The sequence below is a fragment of the Streptomyces zingiberis genome (genome assembly GCF_012034935.1).
Lineage (GTDB): Bacteria > Actinomycetota > Actinomycetes > Streptomycetales > Streptomycetaceae > Streptomyces > Streptomyces zingiberis.
The window spans coordinates 21,498-36,878 of sequence record NZ_JAATEN010000012.1 but is presented as its reverse complement, the minus strand read 5'-3'; the positions used below and the strand labels follow the sequence as shown (position 1 = coordinate 36,878).

General features: G+C 73.6%; 13 protein-coding genes and 1 pseudogene. 7 read left to right on the top strand and 7 right to left on the bottom strand.

What is annotated here, in order from left to right; all coding sequences use genetic code 11:
* Positions 1–48: 48 nt before the first annotated feature.
* From HCK00_RS16520 to HCK00_RS16510, 3 genes are all read right to left on the bottom strand, one after another.
* Positions 49–285, bottom strand: coding sequence for a metallothionein (locus HCK00_RS16520; protein ID WP_168102732.1), 237 nt, complete (start codon positions 283–285; stop codon positions 49–51).
* A gap of 63 nt (positions 286–348) precedes the next feature.
* On the bottom strand, positions 349–1,377 hold the full coding sequence (locus tag HCK00_RS16515) for a DEDDh family exonuclease (RefSeq protein ID WP_168102731.1): 1,029 nt from the start codon (positions 1,375–1,377) through the stop codon (positions 349–351).
* 493 nt (positions 1,378–1,870) lie between these two features.
* Complete coding sequence (locus HCK00_RS16510; protein ID WP_168102730.1) at positions 1,871–3,418, bottom strand: S8 family peptidase; 1,548 nt, start codon at positions 3,416–3,418, stop codon at positions 1,871–1,873.
* Positions 3,419–4,272: 854 nt separating this feature from the next.
* Here HCK00_RS16510 and HCK00_RS16505 point away from each other — a divergent pair.
* The 3 genes from HCK00_RS16505 (at position 4,273) to moaA (ending at position 7,548) form a co-directional block, all read left to right on the top strand.
* On the top strand, positions 4,273–4,638 hold the full coding sequence (locus HCK00_RS16505; protein ID WP_168102729.1) for a DUF485 domain-containing protein: 366 nt from the start codon (positions 4,273–4,275) through the stop codon (positions 4,636–4,638).
* On the top strand, positions 4,635–6,272 hold the full coding sequence (locus tag HCK00_RS16500) for a monocarboxylic acid transporter (protein WP_168102728.1): 1,638 nt from the start codon (positions 4,635–4,637) through the stop codon (positions 6,270–6,272). The genes HCK00_RS16505 and HCK00_RS16500 overlap by 4 nt, the downstream gene beginning before the upstream one ends.
* Positions 6,273–6,549: 277 nt before the next feature.
* Positions 6,550–7,548, top strand: a complete 999-nt coding sequence (gene moaA / locus HCK00_RS16495; protein WP_168102727.1) for a GTP 3',8-cyclase MoaA — start codon at positions 6,550–6,552, stop codon at positions 7,546–7,548.
* 111 nt (positions 7,549–7,659) lie between these two features.
* On the opposite strand, the pseudogene HCK00_RS16490 reads toward moaA, so the two are convergent.
* A pseudogene (locus HCK00_RS16490) lies at positions 7,660–7,908 on the bottom strand (hypothetical protein); the annotation flags it as partial.
* Between the two features lie 447 nt (positions 7,909–8,355).
* Positions 8,356–8,742, bottom strand: coding sequence for a DUF3099 domain-containing protein (locus HCK00_RS16485; protein WP_168102726.1), 387 nt, complete (start codon positions 8,740–8,742; stop codon positions 8,356–8,358).
* A gap of 429 nt (positions 8,743–9,171) precedes the next feature.
* Here HCK00_RS16485 and HCK00_RS16480 point away from each other — a divergent pair, with 429 nt between their 5' ends.
* Positions 9,172–9,453, top strand: a complete 282-nt coding sequence (locus HCK00_RS16480; protein WP_168102725.1) for a GlsB/YeaQ/YmgE family stress response membrane protein — start codon at positions 9,172–9,174, stop codon at positions 9,451–9,453.
* Positions 9,454–9,652: 199 nt separating this feature from the next.
* Here the strand turns inward: HCK00_RS16480 and HCK00_RS16475 are convergent, their stop codons facing one another.
* Complete coding sequence (locus HCK00_RS16475; RefSeq protein WP_168102724.1) at positions 9,653–11,065, bottom strand: metallopeptidase TldD-related protein; 1,413 nt, start codon at positions 11,063–11,065, stop codon at positions 9,653–9,655.
* Positions 11,062–12,588, bottom strand: coding sequence for a TldD/PmbA family protein (locus HCK00_RS16470; protein ID WP_168102723.1), 1,527 nt, complete (start codon positions 12,586–12,588; stop codon positions 11,062–11,064). The genes HCK00_RS16475 and HCK00_RS16470 overlap by 4 nt, the downstream gene beginning before the upstream one ends.
* Positions 12,589–12,833: 245 nt before the next feature.
* Here HCK00_RS16470 and HCK00_RS16465 point away from each other — a divergent pair, with 245 nt between their 5' ends.
* From HCK00_RS16465 to fabI, 3 genes are all read left to right on the top strand, one after another.
* On the top strand, positions 12,834–13,538 hold the full coding sequence (locus HCK00_RS16465) for a DUF1648 domain-containing protein (RefSeq protein ID WP_311765353.1): 705 nt from the start codon (positions 12,834–12,836) through the stop codon (positions 13,536–13,538).
* 305 nt (positions 13,539–13,843) lie between these two features.
* Positions 13,844–14,563 (top strand): 3-oxoacyl-[acyl-carrier-protein] reductase, encoded by a 720-nt coding sequence (gene fabG / locus HCK00_RS16460; protein ID WP_168102722.1) that lies wholly within the window; start codon positions 13,844–13,846, stop codon positions 14,561–14,563.
* A 5-nt stretch (positions 14,564–14,568) separates the two neighbouring features.
* Complete coding sequence (gene fabI / locus HCK00_RS16455) at positions 14,569–15,339, top strand: enoyl-ACP reductase FabI (protein WP_168102721.1); 771 nt, start codon at positions 14,569–14,571, stop codon at positions 15,337–15,339.
* The last annotated feature ends 42 nt before the right edge of the window (positions 15,340–15,381 follow it).

Here is a 15,381-nt window from a genome sequence, read left to right as displayed (position 1 = left end):
GGCCCCTCCGGCCCGGGGCGCCAGGGGACCGGCGCCCGGCAGGCCGGCTCAGACGTGGTCCACCAGTCCCACCTTCCCCTCCGCGCGGGCACAGTGCGCCCCGCAGAAGAAGCTGCCGCCCGCCTCCATACCCTGGCCGATGACGCGCGCGTCGCAGTGCTCGCAGATCGGTGCCATCCGGTGGATGGCGCAGGAGAAGCAGTCGAAGACGTGCACGTCACCGCTCTGGACGCGCACCTCGAAACTCATCGCGTAGTCGTTTCCGCAAACCTCGCATCGGGGCATGCGGCTCAGCCTGCGGGCGCACGGCGCGGGAAGAGGGCGCGCGACGGGCGCGTCGCCCCCGGTTCACCCGAAATCACCGCACGGCGGCGGGGTCCCGCCGCCGGACTGCGCCACCACCCCGCCCAGCAGCTGGAGGAAGGCGCCCTCGTCGACCATCGGGGTGCCCACCGTCCGGGCCCGCACCGCCTTGCCGGTCCCGGCCTCCGGGTCGTTGGTCACCAGCAGACTCGTGAGCCGCGAGACACTGCCGGAGACATGGAGCCCGGCCTCGACCGTGCGGTCCTCCAGCAGTTCCCGGTCGACGGAGGTGTCACCGGAGAAGGCGACCCGCATCCCCTGCACCAGCGGGGCGCCCGGCCGGTACCGGCCGGGGTTCGGATACGGGCAGGCCGGCAGCCGGCGGCTGCGCCGGTGCGGGCGGTACCCTCCGCGGGGGCCGGCGGGGGCGGGGGCGTCGTGCCACTCGGTGAGGGGACGGCACTGGTGCAGCGGCAGCGCGACACCGCTCGACGCCGCCAGGTGCAGGCTGGGGCGGAACGCCTCGGCGAGCACCCGGGCGTCGTCCAGGGCGTGGTGGGCCCGGCGCTGTTCCACGCCGTAGTGCGCGGCGAGCGACTCCAGCTTGTGGTTGGGGAGCGGCAGCCCCAGCTCCTTGGTGAGCGCGATGGTGCACAACCGCTGGCGCACCGGCGGGGCGGCCCCGGCCCGGGCGTACTCCCGGGCCAGCATCGACCAGTCGAACACGGCGTTGTGCGCGACGAGCACCCGCTCCGCCAGCCGGGCCGAGAGCTCCTGCGCCACCTCCGCGAAGCGCGGGGCGTCCGCGAGGTCGGCGCTGGTCAGGCCGTGGATCCACACCGGGCCCGGATCGCGCTCCGGGTTGACGAGGGTGTACCAGTGGTCCTCCACCTCACCGCGGGCGTCGAGCCGGTAGACGGCGGCCGAGATGACGCGGTCGTGCCGGGCGAGCCCGGTGGTCTCCACGTCGACCACGGCGTAGCCCCGCGGGTACGCCTCGGGCCAGGGGGTCGGGGGCGGCGGGGCGGACTGACGCCCGATGAAGGGCGGTGCCGCCGTGCGGTCTTCGAGCATGGTCACCGAGAATACGGGGAGCCGCCGACATCCCCGCCCACACCCCGTGCCCGGACCCGCTCCGCGCCGGGCGAGTGGCGCGAACATCCGGGGGCGGTGGATCCGCGGATCCGGTGGCGCCGCTGAGCGGCCGTCAGTCCGGGGGAGGGGCCGAGGCCGGTCACCGTTCGGTCGGCGGGGCGGCCCTCCGCCGCCGGCGGGCGCCGTGACGGAGCCGCGCCCGGACCGGCCTGCTCACCCACTCGGCCGGGCCCGGCCGACCCGATCAGCCCGATCAGCTCAACCGCCTCGATCACCTCGGCCGACGCAACCGTCCCGGCCGGTTTCCGCCAATTCCGGTCCCTCCGCCGACTCGCCGGGGCGGGCGGGGGCATCGCCTTCTCCCGGAGGGCCCGGGGGCCCCGGGGCCGGGCATGCCGGAGGGCCGGGCGGTCGGCGCCGCCCGGCCCTCACGGCCCGGTCCCCCGTCAGGGGCGGCCGGGCCGCCGGAACGTCAGCGCTTCACGGCGTCCAGGGCGTCGGCGATGCCGGCGCCGTAGAAGCCGTTGCCGTTGCGTCCGCCCTCGCACACGGCGTCGATCTCGCCGTCGCCGTCGATGTCGTACGGGGTGGTGCACGGCTTGGCGTCGGCCTGGAGCTTGAGCATCGCCTTGACCGCGGCGGGCGGTGCCCACGGGTGCTTGCTCTTGATCAGCGCGGCCACGCCCGCGACATGGGGGGAGGCCATGGAGGTGCCGGCCATGTAGCCGTAGCGGTTGCCGGGCAGCGGGCCGAGGATCAGGCCGCTGGTGGCCGGCGCGGCCGGGGGCTGGTAGGTGGTGCTGTCGCCGCCCGGCGCCGCGATGTCGACGACGCCGCGGCCGTAGTTGGAGAAGGAGGACTTGAGCCCCTTGGCCCCGGTCGACGCCACGGTGACGACCCCGGGGAGCTGGGCCGGGAGGTCCAGGCACTCGCGCGGGTCGATGTCGCGGGGCACCGTCCGGGAGTCGTTGGGGCTGGTGTCGTCGATGATCGACTTTCCGGCCAGGTCGAAGTTGGAGTTGCCGGCCGCGGCGACGTTGACCGCGCCCTTGCGCTCCGCGTAGCGGGTGGCCCGGGAGACGGCGTCCACCAGTGCCTTCTGGTCGGGGTCGTCCGCGCAGTTGAACATCCACGGGTCGACGTAGTAGCTGTTGTTGGTGACGTCGACGCCGTGCTCGGCGGCCCAGACGAAGCCGCAGACCACGGCCTCGGTGTAGAACCAGCCCGCCTCGGTGGACACCTTGATGCCGGAGACCTTGACGCCCGGCGCGACCCCGGTCATCCCGATGCCGTTCTTCGCCGCGGCGATCTCACCCGCGACGTGCGTCCCGTGCGGGCTCTCGCTCTCACTCGGGCGCCACGCGCCGTCGGTGGTGTCCGGCTTGCCGCTGACGCAGTTCACCGAGGCGGCGCGGTCGAAGTTGGGCGCGATGTCCTGGTGGGTGTCGTCCACACCGGTGTCGATCACCGCGACCGTGACCTCCGGGCTGCCGAGCGAGATCTTGTGCGCCTGGTCCGCCTTGATGGCCGGGAGGTCCCACTGGAGCGACTGCAAGGGGTCCTCGTCCGCCGCGGCCTCCGCCGCCGCCTCCTTCATCTGCCGCGGCGTCAGCTCCTTGGGCGCGCCGACATCCGTGGTGGCCGCCGGCCGCAGCGGCGCGGTGCGGGTGGCGCCCGCCGAACGGACCCCCGGCGCCTCGCGGATGAGGCGCGCGAAGTCGGGGTCCGCCGAGTGGGCGACGACGACCCCGATCTGGTCGTACGCCGTGACGACGGTGCCGCCGGCCTTGGCGATCGCCTTCCGGGCGGCGGCGCTCGCGGGCTTGCCCGGGCTGACGTTGACGACGTAGCTCAGCGACTCGCCGTCGGCCGCCGTCCGCGTGGGGGCTGCGGAGGCGCCGCTGCCTGCCGGGGCGGCGGCGGCCGGCCCGGGCAGCACGGCGAGCGCGGCGGCGAGGGCGACGCCGGCCGGTATGGCGACGGCGCGGCGCGACCGTGCGGAGAGCGGCGGCATGGTCATGAGGTCTCCCCTTCGTCGGGACAGGCGGGGCCGCCCGCGCGGCCGGAACCGGCGGAACGGGTGGTGCGTGCGGAACGCAGGGTGCGGTCGGCGGGTACGGCGGATGCTGCGGGGCCGGTGGGGGCGGCAGGAGTCACGCGGCCGGCATCGCCGGCGGGGCGGTACCGGGCAAGGGCGCCCGGGAGCCACGTCATTCCGTCACCGCGCCAGGGGCGGCGGCGGGAACCCGGCGGACGCGCCCGGCGCCGGCCCCGGGGGCAGGACGGGGACGCGGACGGGTCTGGAGCGCGGATGAGCCATGGGGTCTCCACATCATCATCGTGAGACCGCCCGCACGGGGTGGCGCGTGACGCGCGGACGGGTGCATGACAGCGGAAGCTAGCGCCGAACCACCGCTCTGATCAATTGAATCCGACAGAAAACCGGGTCTTCTTTGCGGATTGGACCGGGCGGCTCAACAACACCGCCCGAGGGGACGGCTTCCCCGGCATCCCCCGGCATCCCCCGGTGCCCGCGGGTGGCACCGCGCGCCGCGCCGGCGGAGGGTGCGGATGGCCCGCGGTGCCACCCACGAGGGCTCAAACCGCCCCCGGGGTGCGCCGATCCGTCCTCCGGGCGCCCCCTCGCCGCCGGTCACAACGATGGCGGAACGGGCCGGGAAGCGTGGTCACGGTGTAACGATGGAGTGCTGTTCCGCTGGTCGGAAGACGCATCGGCGGACCGTGCGAAATTGAAATCGCAAGGCCCTGTCGGAATGGCTGAGAACGCGCCTACCATGCCGAGTCCGGCGCGGAAGTGATCTGTCACTCAGTGCCGCTGATCCGTCTCACGCTACACCCACCACTGGAGAGCCCGTGGACACCGCATCGCCCCCGCCCGAGGGGAACGACCCCACCCGGAGAACGGCCCTCGGTGCCGAGGTCTACCGCGAGGCGCAGGAGAGCGCCGAGTTCGCCGAACTGCGCCGTGCGCACCGTTCCTTCGCCTTTCCGCTGACCGTGGCCTTCGTCGCCTGGTACCTGCTGTACGTCCTGCTGTCCAGCTACGCGGGCGGTTTCATGGGCACCAAGGTCGTCGGGAACATCAACATCGCCCTCCTCCTCGGCGTGGCGCAGTTCGTCACCACCTTCCTCATCGCCTGGTGGTACTCCCGCCACGCGGAGGCGAAGCTCGACCCCAAGTCCACGGCGATCAAGGCTCGTCTGGAGGGGCAGTCATGAGCATTCAGGCCATCCCCGCCACCACGGTCCTGGCCGCCGGCGACGCCGGTGAGCACCGGGTTCTCATCATCACCCTCTTCGTCGCGTTCGTCCTCGCCACCCTGGGCATCACCATCTGGGCGGGCCGGCAGACCAAGGACGCCACCGACTTCTACGCCGGCGGCCGCTCCTTCACCGGTTTCCAGAACGGCCTGGCGATCTCCGGTGACTACATGTCGGCGGCGTCGTTCCTCGGCATCGCGGGCGCCATCGCCCTCTTCGGTTACGACGGCTTCCTCTATTCGATCGGCTTCCTCGTCGCCTGGCTGATCGCCCTGCTGCTCGTCGCCGAACCGCTGCGCAACAGCGGCCGGTTCACCATGGGCGACGTACTGGCGTTCCGGATGCGGCAGCGGCCGGTCCGCACCGCGGCCGGCGTGTCCACCATCGTGGTGTCGATCTTCTACCTGCTCGCGCAGATGGCCGGTGCCGGCGCCCTGGTGGCGCTGCTGCTCGGAATCACCTCCGAGGCGGGCAAGATCCTCATCGTGATCCTCGTCGGCATCGTGATGATCCTCTATGTCGCCATCGGCGGTATGAAGGGCACCACATGGGTGCAGATGATCAAGGCCGTGCTGCTGATCGCGGGCACGCTGCTCATCACGTTCCTGGTGATGGTCAAGTTCAACTTCAACATCTCCACGCTGCTCGGCGCCGCCGCCGAGAACAGCGGCAAGGGCACGGCCTTCCTGGAGCCCGGCCTCAAATACGGCGTGGACTCCATGACGAAGATCGACTTCATCTCGCTCGGTGTCGCGCTCGTGCTCGGCACCGCCGGTCTGCCGCACATCCTGATCCGTTTCTACACGGTGCCCACCGCCCAGGTCGCGCGGAAGTCCGTCAACTGGGCGATCGGCATCATCGGCGCCTTCTACCTGATGACCATCGCCCTCGGCTTCGGCGCGGCCGCGCTCCTGAAACAGGAGACGATCATCGAGTCGAACGCGGCCGGCAACACGGCGGCGCCACTCCTGGCCCAGGAGATCGGCGGCGGCCCGGGCTCCGCGGGCGGCGCCATCCTGCTGGCCGTCATCTCCGCCGTCGCCTTCGCCACCATCCTCGCGGTGGTCGCCGGCCTGACCCTGGCGTCCTCGTCGTCCTTCGCGCACGACCTGTACGTCAACGTCATCCGCAAGGGCAACGCCACGGAGAAGGAGGAGGTCCGCGCCGCGCGCTGGGCCACCGTCGGCATCGGCGCCGCGGCCATCTTCCTCGGGGTCTTCGCCCGTGACCTGAACGTCGCCGGGCTGGTGGCCCTGGCCTTCGCGGTCGCGGCCTCCGCCAACCTCCCGACGATCCTCTACAGCCTCTTCTGGAAGCGCTTCACCACCCAGGGCGCGCTGTGGTCGATCTACGGCGGCCTGTTCGCGTCCGTCTTCCTGGTGCTCTTCTCACCGGTCGTCTCGGGCGCCCCGTCCGCGATGTTCCCCGACGTCGACTTCCACTGGTTCCCGCTGTCCAACCCGGGCCTGATATCCATCCCGCTGGGCTTCCTGCTCGGCTGGCTGGGCACCGTGGTCTCCAAGGAGCGGCCGAACCTCGACAAGTACGCGGAGCTGGAGGTACGTTCCCTCACCGGCACGCACGCCCACTGACGCCCCACCCGGGTGAGCGTCCCCGCGGCGCTCACCCGGGCCCGCCGGCGTCTCCGGGCGTCTCAGGTGCGTCGCCGGATGTCTCCGGACGTCTCGGGGGCGAGCCCCCCACCCCGGACCTGACGGCGGCTCCGCCCGCGGAATCCGGTACGCGGCTTCGGTGAACGGATCGGCTGTCACCGCGGTCGCGTACGCTGCAAGGAACGGGGTCCGGAGATCCGGGCCCCTGTTCCAGTGTTCCAGCAGTCCGCCGGAATCCGCGGGAGGGGCCGCCTTCATGCTCACCGACACCTACGGTCGGACCGCCACCGACCTCCGCGTCTCCCTCACCGACCGCTGCAATCTCCGCTGCACGTACTGCATGCCCGAGGAAGGGCTGCAGTGGCTGCCCAAACCCGAACTGCTCACCGACGACGAGATCGTCCGCCTGGTGCGGATCGCCGTCACCCGGCTCGGTGTGCGGGAGGTCCGCTTCACCGGCGGTGAGCCGCTGCTCCGCCCCGGTCTCACCGGGATCGTCGAGCGCTGCGCCGCCCTGGAGCCGCGTCCCCGGATCTCCCTGACCACCAACGGCATCGGCCTGGAGCGGACGGCGCCGGCCCTGCGCGCCGCGGGCCTGGACCGGGTGAATGTCTCCCTGGACACCCTGCGCCCCGCGGTCTTCAAGGCGATGACCCGCCGGGACCGCCACCACGACGTGCTCCGCGGGCTGGCCGCCGCCCGCGCGGCCGGGCTCGCCCCCGTCAAGGTCAACGCCGTGCTGATGCCCGGTGTCAACGACGACGAGGCACCCGAACTCCTCGCCTGGGCCGTGGAGGAGGGGTACGAGCTCCGCTTCATCGAGCAGATGCCGCTCGACGCCCAGCACGGCTGGACCCGCGACGGAATGGTCACCGCCGGGGACATCCTCGCGAGCCTGCGCACCCGCTTCTCCCTCACACCCGAGGGGGAGGAGGAGCGCGGCTCCGCCCCCGCGGAGCGCTGGGTGGTGGACGGCGGCCCGGCCCGCGTCGGCGTCATCGCCTCCGTCACCCGCCCCTTCTGCCGGGCCTGCGACCGCACCCGGCTCACCGCCGACGGCCAGGTGCGCACCTGCCTCTTCGCCCGCGAGGAGTCCGATCTGCGGGGGGCCCTGCGTTCCGGCGGGGGAGACGCCGACGACGACGCGGTGGCCCAGCTGTGGCGGACGGCGATGTGGGGCAAGAAGGCCGGATCGGGGATCGACGACCCGTCGTTCCTCCAGCCGCAGCGTCCGATGTCAGCGATCGGCGGCTGACGGCCCGTCCGTTCCGTCGGCCCCGCCGGTGGCCGGCGCGCCGCCCGGTTCGGCGGCGCCCCCGGTGCCCTCCGGGGCGCCGGCACCTCCGGCACCCCCGGTGTCCTCCCGGGCCTGCCAGTCGGCGAGGGGGACGACCTCCTTGAGGAAACCCCGGACGCCGAGGAACGACGACAGGTGCTCGCGGTGCTCCTCGCAGGCCAGCCACGTCTTGCGCCGGAGCGGGGTGTGCAGCTTGGGGTTGTTCCAGGCCAGCACCCAGAGCGCGGCCGCCCGGCAGCCCTTGGCCGAGCACGGGGGAGGCCCGTCGGCGGGCGGCTCGGGCCGGAGGAGGAACGGGGGATCGGGCTGAGCGTTCACGGAGCCAGCCTAAGGGGCCCGGCGACGGGCTCCGGCCGCCGCCCGGAGAGCGCTTTCCCGCCCAGGGCAGGGCACCGGGTGCCACAAGGGGCGGGAGATGCTCCTGAGGCGGCTGTGGCGGCGGGCGGGCCTGGCGGCACGACCGCCCCGGACCGGGCACGGGGAGGGAAGCGGGCCTTCACGCAGAACGCCTGGAAGCGCTGCCGGGGGAGCGCGCGGAACACCGGCGGAAGGCCCGGCGGCGTTCCGCCGGGACGCGGACAAGGCGACGCCGGGCAGCCACGGGGGGAGCCGCCCGGCGTCGGTCCGTCGCCCCGACGGGGGATGCGGAGCGCGTACGCAGTATGGCACGGAGGGCACCGGCCGGTGCACCGGAACCGCATGATTGATCTGAGCATTTCTTGAGCTTGGCGAACCGTTTCCGCAACCCGGCCGGGCCGTCCGGGCTCAGGCCGCGCCGCCCGCTTCCCCACCGGGGCGGTCGGACCGGGCAGCCCCGCGGGATTCCGGACCGGGTTCCGCCGGGACGCTCCCGGGCCGCCCCTCCAGCAGCGGGCGCACGGGCGGGGAGAGATGCGCGGAGGGCAGCCGGACGGCGTTCTCCCGGCCACCGTTGGCGATCACCACGGCGACGTACGGCAGCAGCATCCCCAGGACGAGCGTGACCACCGCGACGTGCCGCTCCACGTTCCAGAGCACCGCCGTCAGGACCACCGAGAGGGTTCTGACCGACATCGAGATCACATAGCGGCGCTGCCGCCCCCGGACGTCCTCCGCCAGGCCGCGAGGCGCACCGGTGATCCGGAAGACCCCGGTCTCCGCCTTCTTCCGCATCGTCTTCCACCACCCACGTTCCCTGAGCGGCGCCGTCCGCCCGGCACCCCGTCCACGGTACGCCGGAGCCTTCCCCGCCGGGTGCGCGGGTGGCGTCGTGCCCTGCTGGTCTGGCTGCGCCGAATGGGGGAGGAGCCTGTCCGACATGCGGCGTAGAAGAACTGGACGGACACTGGCGGTGTCCCGGATTCGCCCGCCGGGACCGGACCGGGCCCGCCCCGGCCGGCCACGGTCCGCGTCGCCGGGCACCCGGCCCGGCCACCGCCGGAGAACGCACGGGTACACGAGGAACACGAGGAACACCGAGAACACCGAGAGCACGGGAAGGCTGCCCGGCACCGCGGAGGGCGGAGAGCGGCGGACGGAAGAAGGCGGAGCCGTACGGCCCCGGCGTGAGCGCGCGTCACGGAGCGGTGGAGGAGGAGTGCGATGACCTGGCTGTGGGCCATCGTCCTGGGGCTGATCCTGGGACTTCTGGCCAAACTGATCATCCCCGGGAAACAGCCGATCCCGCTCTGGCTGACCACGCTCTGTGGCATGGCCGGAGCGCTCATCGGCAATCTGGTCGCGCAGGCGATCGGGGTCTCGACCACCCCCGGCATCGACTGGCTGCGCCATGTCTTCCAGCTCGGCGGCGCGATCCTGGTGGTGGCGCTGGTCAGCCCGTTCTGGGCGGGACACAAGGCCAAGAAGGTCAAGCAGCGGGCCTGAGCGGGGAGCGCCGCCCGGCCCGGCGGTGGCCGGGCCGGGCCGGGGCCCTGGCCGCACGGTTCGCGCCGGCCGTCCCGCCCCTCCGGCGGTGGCCGGAGGCCGCCGTTCACCGGCGGGAACCGCACCACCGGCCCCCGCCGGCGAACGGCAGCCGCCGCGGGAGGCCCGCGGGACGGACGCGGTCCCTGCCGGGCGCCCCTCACACCCCCCGGCTGACCGAGCTCATGTGGAAGTCCGGGACCCGCAGCGCGGGCATGGCGGCCCGGGTGAACCAGTCGCCCCACTCCCGGGGCAGGGTGCGCTCCGTGACGCCCGCCTCGGTGGCCCGGCCGAGCACGCCCACCGGCGACTCGTTGAAGCGGAAGTTGTTCACCACGCCCGTGACCTCGCCGTTCTCCACGAGATAGACGCCGTCCCGGGTGAGGCCGGTGAGCAGCAGCGTCGCCGGGTCCACCTCGCGGATGTACCACAGGCAGGTCAGCAGCAGGCAGGGGCCGTCCTGCCCGGAGGCCGTCACCATGGCGTCCAGCGTGCGCTCGCCGCCCGCGTCCAGGATCAGGTTGTCGGCCGCCGGCGCGAGCGGCAGACCCGTGAGATCGGCACTGTGCCGGGTGGTGACGAGCCGGTTCAGCACCCCGTCGCGGAGCCAGTCGGTGGGGCCGAGCGGCAGCCCGTTGTCGAAGACGGAGGCGTCGCCGCCGGAGGAGTGGGAGAGCACGAACGGGGCCGACTCCAGACCCGGTTCCCGCGGATCGCTGCGCAGGGTCAGCGGGAGCCCGGACAGCCTCTCGCCGATCCGTGTGCCGCCGCCCGGCCGGGAGAAGACGCTGCGCCCCTCGGCCGCGTCCCGGCCGGAGGAGGACCAGAGCTGGTAGATCAGCAGATCCGCCACCGCAGTCGGCGGCAGCAGCGTCTCGTAGCGGCCCGCGGGCAGCTCCACCCGGCGCTCCGCCCAGCCCAGGCGGACGGCCAGTTCCTCGTCCAGGGCCACCGGGTCCACGTCGGTGAAGTCCCGGGTGGCGCGGCCCGCCCAGGCGGAGCGGGCGTGGTCGGGGGACTTGGCGTTGAGCTCCAGGGTGCCGGTCGGCTGGTCGTGGCGGAGCCGCACCCCGGTGGAGGTGCCCAGGTAGCTGGAGGTGATCTCGTGGGAGGCGAAGCCGTACAGTTCCCGGCCACCGCCCCGGGCCCGCCCCAGCGCCTCGCCCAGGGCCGGCGCGAAGGCGGAGAACACGGCGGCGGAGGTCGCGGCCGGTGGCTCGGTGAACCCCGCCGCCGCACCTTCCGTGCCCGCCGCCGTGACCAGCGGCCGGGCGTCCTCCGCCGGGCCGGCCTCGCGCGCGGTGGTCTCCGCGGCCCGGACCAGCTCCTCCAGCTCACCGGTGGTCATCCCGGAGCGGGACACCACGCCGGCGGCGGTGCCCTCCCCGCCGTCGACGGTGGCGACGACGGTGACGGTACGGCCCCGGGTGTCGCCGTTGGTCGTCAGGGCGTTGCCCGCCCAGCGCAGGTTGGCACCGGAGTGCTCGTCGGCGATGACGACGCAGCCGTCGGCGCGCGACAGCTCCAGCGCGCGCTCGACGATCTCGTGCGGCCTGCCGGCTCCGCGGCTCATCGGCCCGCCTCCTGGGTGGTGTTGAGAATGTTCACCTGTTCGAACAGGGCGGACGGGCAGCCGTGCGAGACGGCCGCGACCTGGCCCGGCTGGGCCTTGCCGCAGTTGAACGCGCCGCACAGCAGATAGGTCTCCGGGCCGCCGACGGCCTTCAGCGAACCCCAGAAGTCCGTGGTCGTCGCCTGGTAGGCTACGTCGCGCAGCTGGCCCGCCAGCCGCCCGTGCTCGATCCTGAAGAACCGCTGCCCGGTGAACTGGAAGTTGTACCGCTGCATGTCGATGGACCAGGAGCGGTCGCCGACCACGTAGATCCCGCGCTCCACCCCGGAGATCAGCTCCTCGGTGGACGGGCCGTCCGGCGCCGGCCGCAGCGAGACGTTCGCCATCCGCTGCACCGGGACGTGCCCCGGGGAGTCGGCGTACGCGCAGCCGTTGGAGCGCTCGAAACCGGTGAGCCGGGCGATCCGGCGGTCGAGCTGGTAACCGACGAGCCGGCCGTCCCGCACCAGGTCCCAGGACTGGGCGGCCACGCCCTCGTCGTCCCAGCCGGTGGTGGCGAGGCCGTGTTCGGCCGTGCGGTCGCCGGTGACGTTCATCAGCTCCGAGCCGTAGCGGAGCCGGCCGAGCTGGTCGAAGGTGGCGAAGGAGGTCCCCGCGTACGCCGCCTCGTACCCCAGCGCGCGGTCCAGCTCCGTGGCGTGGCCGACGGACTCGTGGATGGTCAGCCAGAGGTTGGTGGGATCCACCACCAGGTCGTACCGGCCGGGCTCGACGCCCGGCGCGCGCATCTTCTCGGCCAGCAGGGCGGGGATCTCCGCCAGCTCCGCGTCCCAGTCCCAGCCGCCGGAGCCGGTCAGATACTCCCAGCCGCGGCCCACCGGCGGTGCCGTGGTCCGCATCGAGTCGAACTCCCCGCTCTCCGCGTCCACGGCGACCGCGGTGAGCTCCGGGTGGAGCCGCACCCGCTGCTGGGTGGTCGTGGTGCCCGCCGTGTCGGCGTAGAACTTGTTCTCGCGGACGGTGAGGAGTGAGGCGTCCGCGTGCGCGACCCCGGGGGCGGCCAGCAGCCGGGCGCTCCACTCGGCGAGCAGCCCCGCCTTCTCCGCGTCGGCCACCGTGAACGGGTCCACCGCGTAGGAGGACACCCAGGTGGTGTCCCGGTAGACCGGCTCGGTGGCCAGTTCCACCCGCTCGCCGGACCCGGAGGCGCGGATCACCTGGGCCGACAGCCTGGCCAGCGCCACGGCCCGGCTCGCGACCGCCGCCGCGCCGTCCGGGGTCAGCTCCACACCGGAGGCGAAGCCCCAGGCGCCGCCGTGCACGACGCGGACCGCGTACCCCAGGTCCGTGGTGTCCGAGGAGCCGGCCGGACGCGCGTCCCGCAGCCGCCAGGAGGCGCTGCGCACCCGCTCCAGCCGGAAGTCCGCGTGCTCGGCGCCGAGCGAGCGGGCCCGCGCCAGCGCCGCGTCCGCGAGCGCGCGCAGCGGCAGCGCCAGAAATGACTGATCGACCTCGTGGGGCACTTCGGCAGCCTTCCCTTCGCTTCACAACGCCACGGTCACCCTGAGGCAGCAGTCAACCACGACGGGGCGGGGGACGGCTGCCCGGCGGAGGGCCGCTCGGGGACGGGGCCCGATCGGCGTGTTCCCCCGCCGCGGTACCGGGTAGGCGTCGAGTGCGCGCGCGGACGCGAGCGGGGCGGAGGGTGCCCGGAGAACCGGGGCGCCGCCGGAGCACGAGAGCAGCAGAGAAACTGGAGAGCCGACACGTGGCCACCCGCACGAGCGACGAGACCCGCCCCGCCTTCCCCTGGCTCTGGCTGCTGCCGGGAGGCGCGGTGCTGCTGGCCCTCACGGTATGGGGCATCGTGGCGTATCCGGGGCTGCCCGGCCGGGTGCCGCTGCACTTCGCCGGCGGCGGCGTGGACCGGTGGGGGGAGAAGTCGGTGGGGACCGTCTTCCTGCCCGTCTTCGTCCACGCCGGGCTCCTGGCCCTGATGGCCGTGTCGGCGGTGATCACCCTGCGGACCCGGCCGGAGACCGAGGTTCCCGGCACCCCCTCGCGCCTCCGCCGGGTCGGCGGGATGAACCGCCCCGCCAGCCGCGCCTCCGCCCTGCGGCTGGCCAAGGTGCTCCTCTTCCTCGCCTTCTGCCTCGGCCTCACCTTCGCGGCCGCCTGCGCCATCATGTGGCGCCCGGAGACCTGGTCCGGCGTCCCGGCGTGGCCGCTGTGGGCCGGGGTGGCGACGACCGCGCCCGTGGCCGCCGCCGTGCTCGTCATCACCATCCGGGACCGCCGGGAGGCCGCCGCCCTGAGGGCGGAGCGCCGGGCGGAGGGGGAATCCGGTGACGAGGGGACCGGCCGCGGGGAGGCCCGGCGCGGCGGGAAGCCGGCGAAGGGCGCCCGGCGGACGGGCACCCCGGCGCCCGTCACGCCCCGCGGCGCCGGTTCGCCCCAGGGCGGGGCCGGATGACGTCACCGGCCGGCCCGGCGCCGGCCCGCTGCTCGGCCCTGGCGTCCGGCTGATCCCCGGGGCCGGGCAAAGCGCGGCCGCCGGGGCGGAGTTGATCCACCGGCGCGGCCCGGCGGGCTCCGGGACGGTGTTCCCGGCCGCGGTCCGGCGCGGGGCCTTCCGCGGGGAGTTCTGTAGAAAGTCCACAGAGAGCCGCGGTGGCCGCTGTCGAGGGCGGGAGCGTCGGCGCCGGGGGCGGCCCGATAGGTTCGGGGGGATCGCAGTCCGGTCACACCGGCCAAGTCCGCTACCGAAAGGGTGATCCGTTGAGCCGCTCGGTTCTCGTCACCGGAGGAAACCGGGGCATCGGCCTCGCCATCGCCCGTGCCTTCGCCGACGCCGGGGAGAAGGTCGCCTACACCTACCGCTCCGGCGAGCCGCCGGCCGAGCTCGCCGAGCGCGGGTGCCTGGCGGTCAAGTGCGACATCACCGACCCCGAACAGGTGGAGCAGGCCTACAAGGAGATCGAGGAGCGGCACGGCCCGGTGGAAGTGCTCGTGGCCAACGCGGGCGTCACCCGGGACCAGTTGCTGATGCGGATGTCGGAGGAGGACTTCAGCACCGTCCTCGACACCAACCTCACCGGCACCTTCCGGGTGGTGAAGCGTGCCAACCGCGGGATGCTGCGCGCCCGCAAGGGGCGGATCGTGCTCATCTCCTCGGTGGTCGGGCTGGCGGGCTCGGCGGGGCAGGCCAACTACGCCGCCTCCAAGGCGGGGCTGGTCGGTTTCGCCCGCTCCATCGCCCGCGAGCTGGGTTCCCGCAACATCACCTGCAACGTCGTCGCGCCCGGCTTCGTCGACACGGACATGACCCGCGTGCTCAGCGACGAGCAGCGGGCGGGCATCGTCGGGCAGGTGCCGCTGGGGCGGTACGCGCAGCCCGGGGAGATCGCCGCCGCGGTCCGCTTCCTCGCCTCCGAGGAAGCCGCATACATCACCGGAGCCGTCATTCCCGTGGACGGCGGATTGGGCATGGGTCACTGAACGTCATGAGTGGAATCCTCGCCGGCAAGCGCATCCTGGTCACCGGTGTTCTCACCGAGTCCTCGATCGCCTTCCAGACCGCCAAGATCGCGCAGAACGAGGGTGCCGAGGTCGTGCTCACCGGCTACGGCCGGCTCTCCCTGGTGGAGCGGATCGCCAAGCGGCTGCCCAAGCCCGCGCCCGTCATCGAGCTGGACGTGACCGACCAGGCGCAGCTCGACGGCCTCGCCGGCAAACTCCGTGAGCACTTCGGCGCCGACGCCTCCCTCGACGGGGTCGTGCACTCCATCGCGTTCGCCCCGCAGGGCGCCTTCACCTTCCTGGAGGGCAGCTGGGAGGACGTCTCCACCGCCGTGCACGTCTCCGCGTACTCGCTCAAGTCGCTGACCATGGCCTGCCTCCCGCTGATGGAACGCGGCGGTTCCGTCGTCGGCCTCACCTTCGACGCGCAGAGCGCCTGGCCGAAGTACGACTGGATGGGCGTCGCCAAGGCCGCGCTGGAGTCGACCAGCCGCTACATCGCCCGTGACCTCGGCGCGCGGAACGTGCGGTGCAACCTGATCTCGGCGGGCCCGATCAAGTCCATCGCCGCCAAGTCCATCCCGGGCTTCGAGGAGCTGGCGGACGTCTGGAACCACCGGGCGCCCATCGGCTGGGACCTGGCCGACCCGGAGCCCGCCGGGCGCGGAGTGGTCGGCCTGCTGTCGGACTTCTTCCCGAAGACGACCGGCGAGATCGTGCACGTCGACGGTGGCGTGCACATGATGGGCGCCTGACGCCCGGGAGCCGGCGTATCCGGCGCCCCGCCGCGCCCGGCC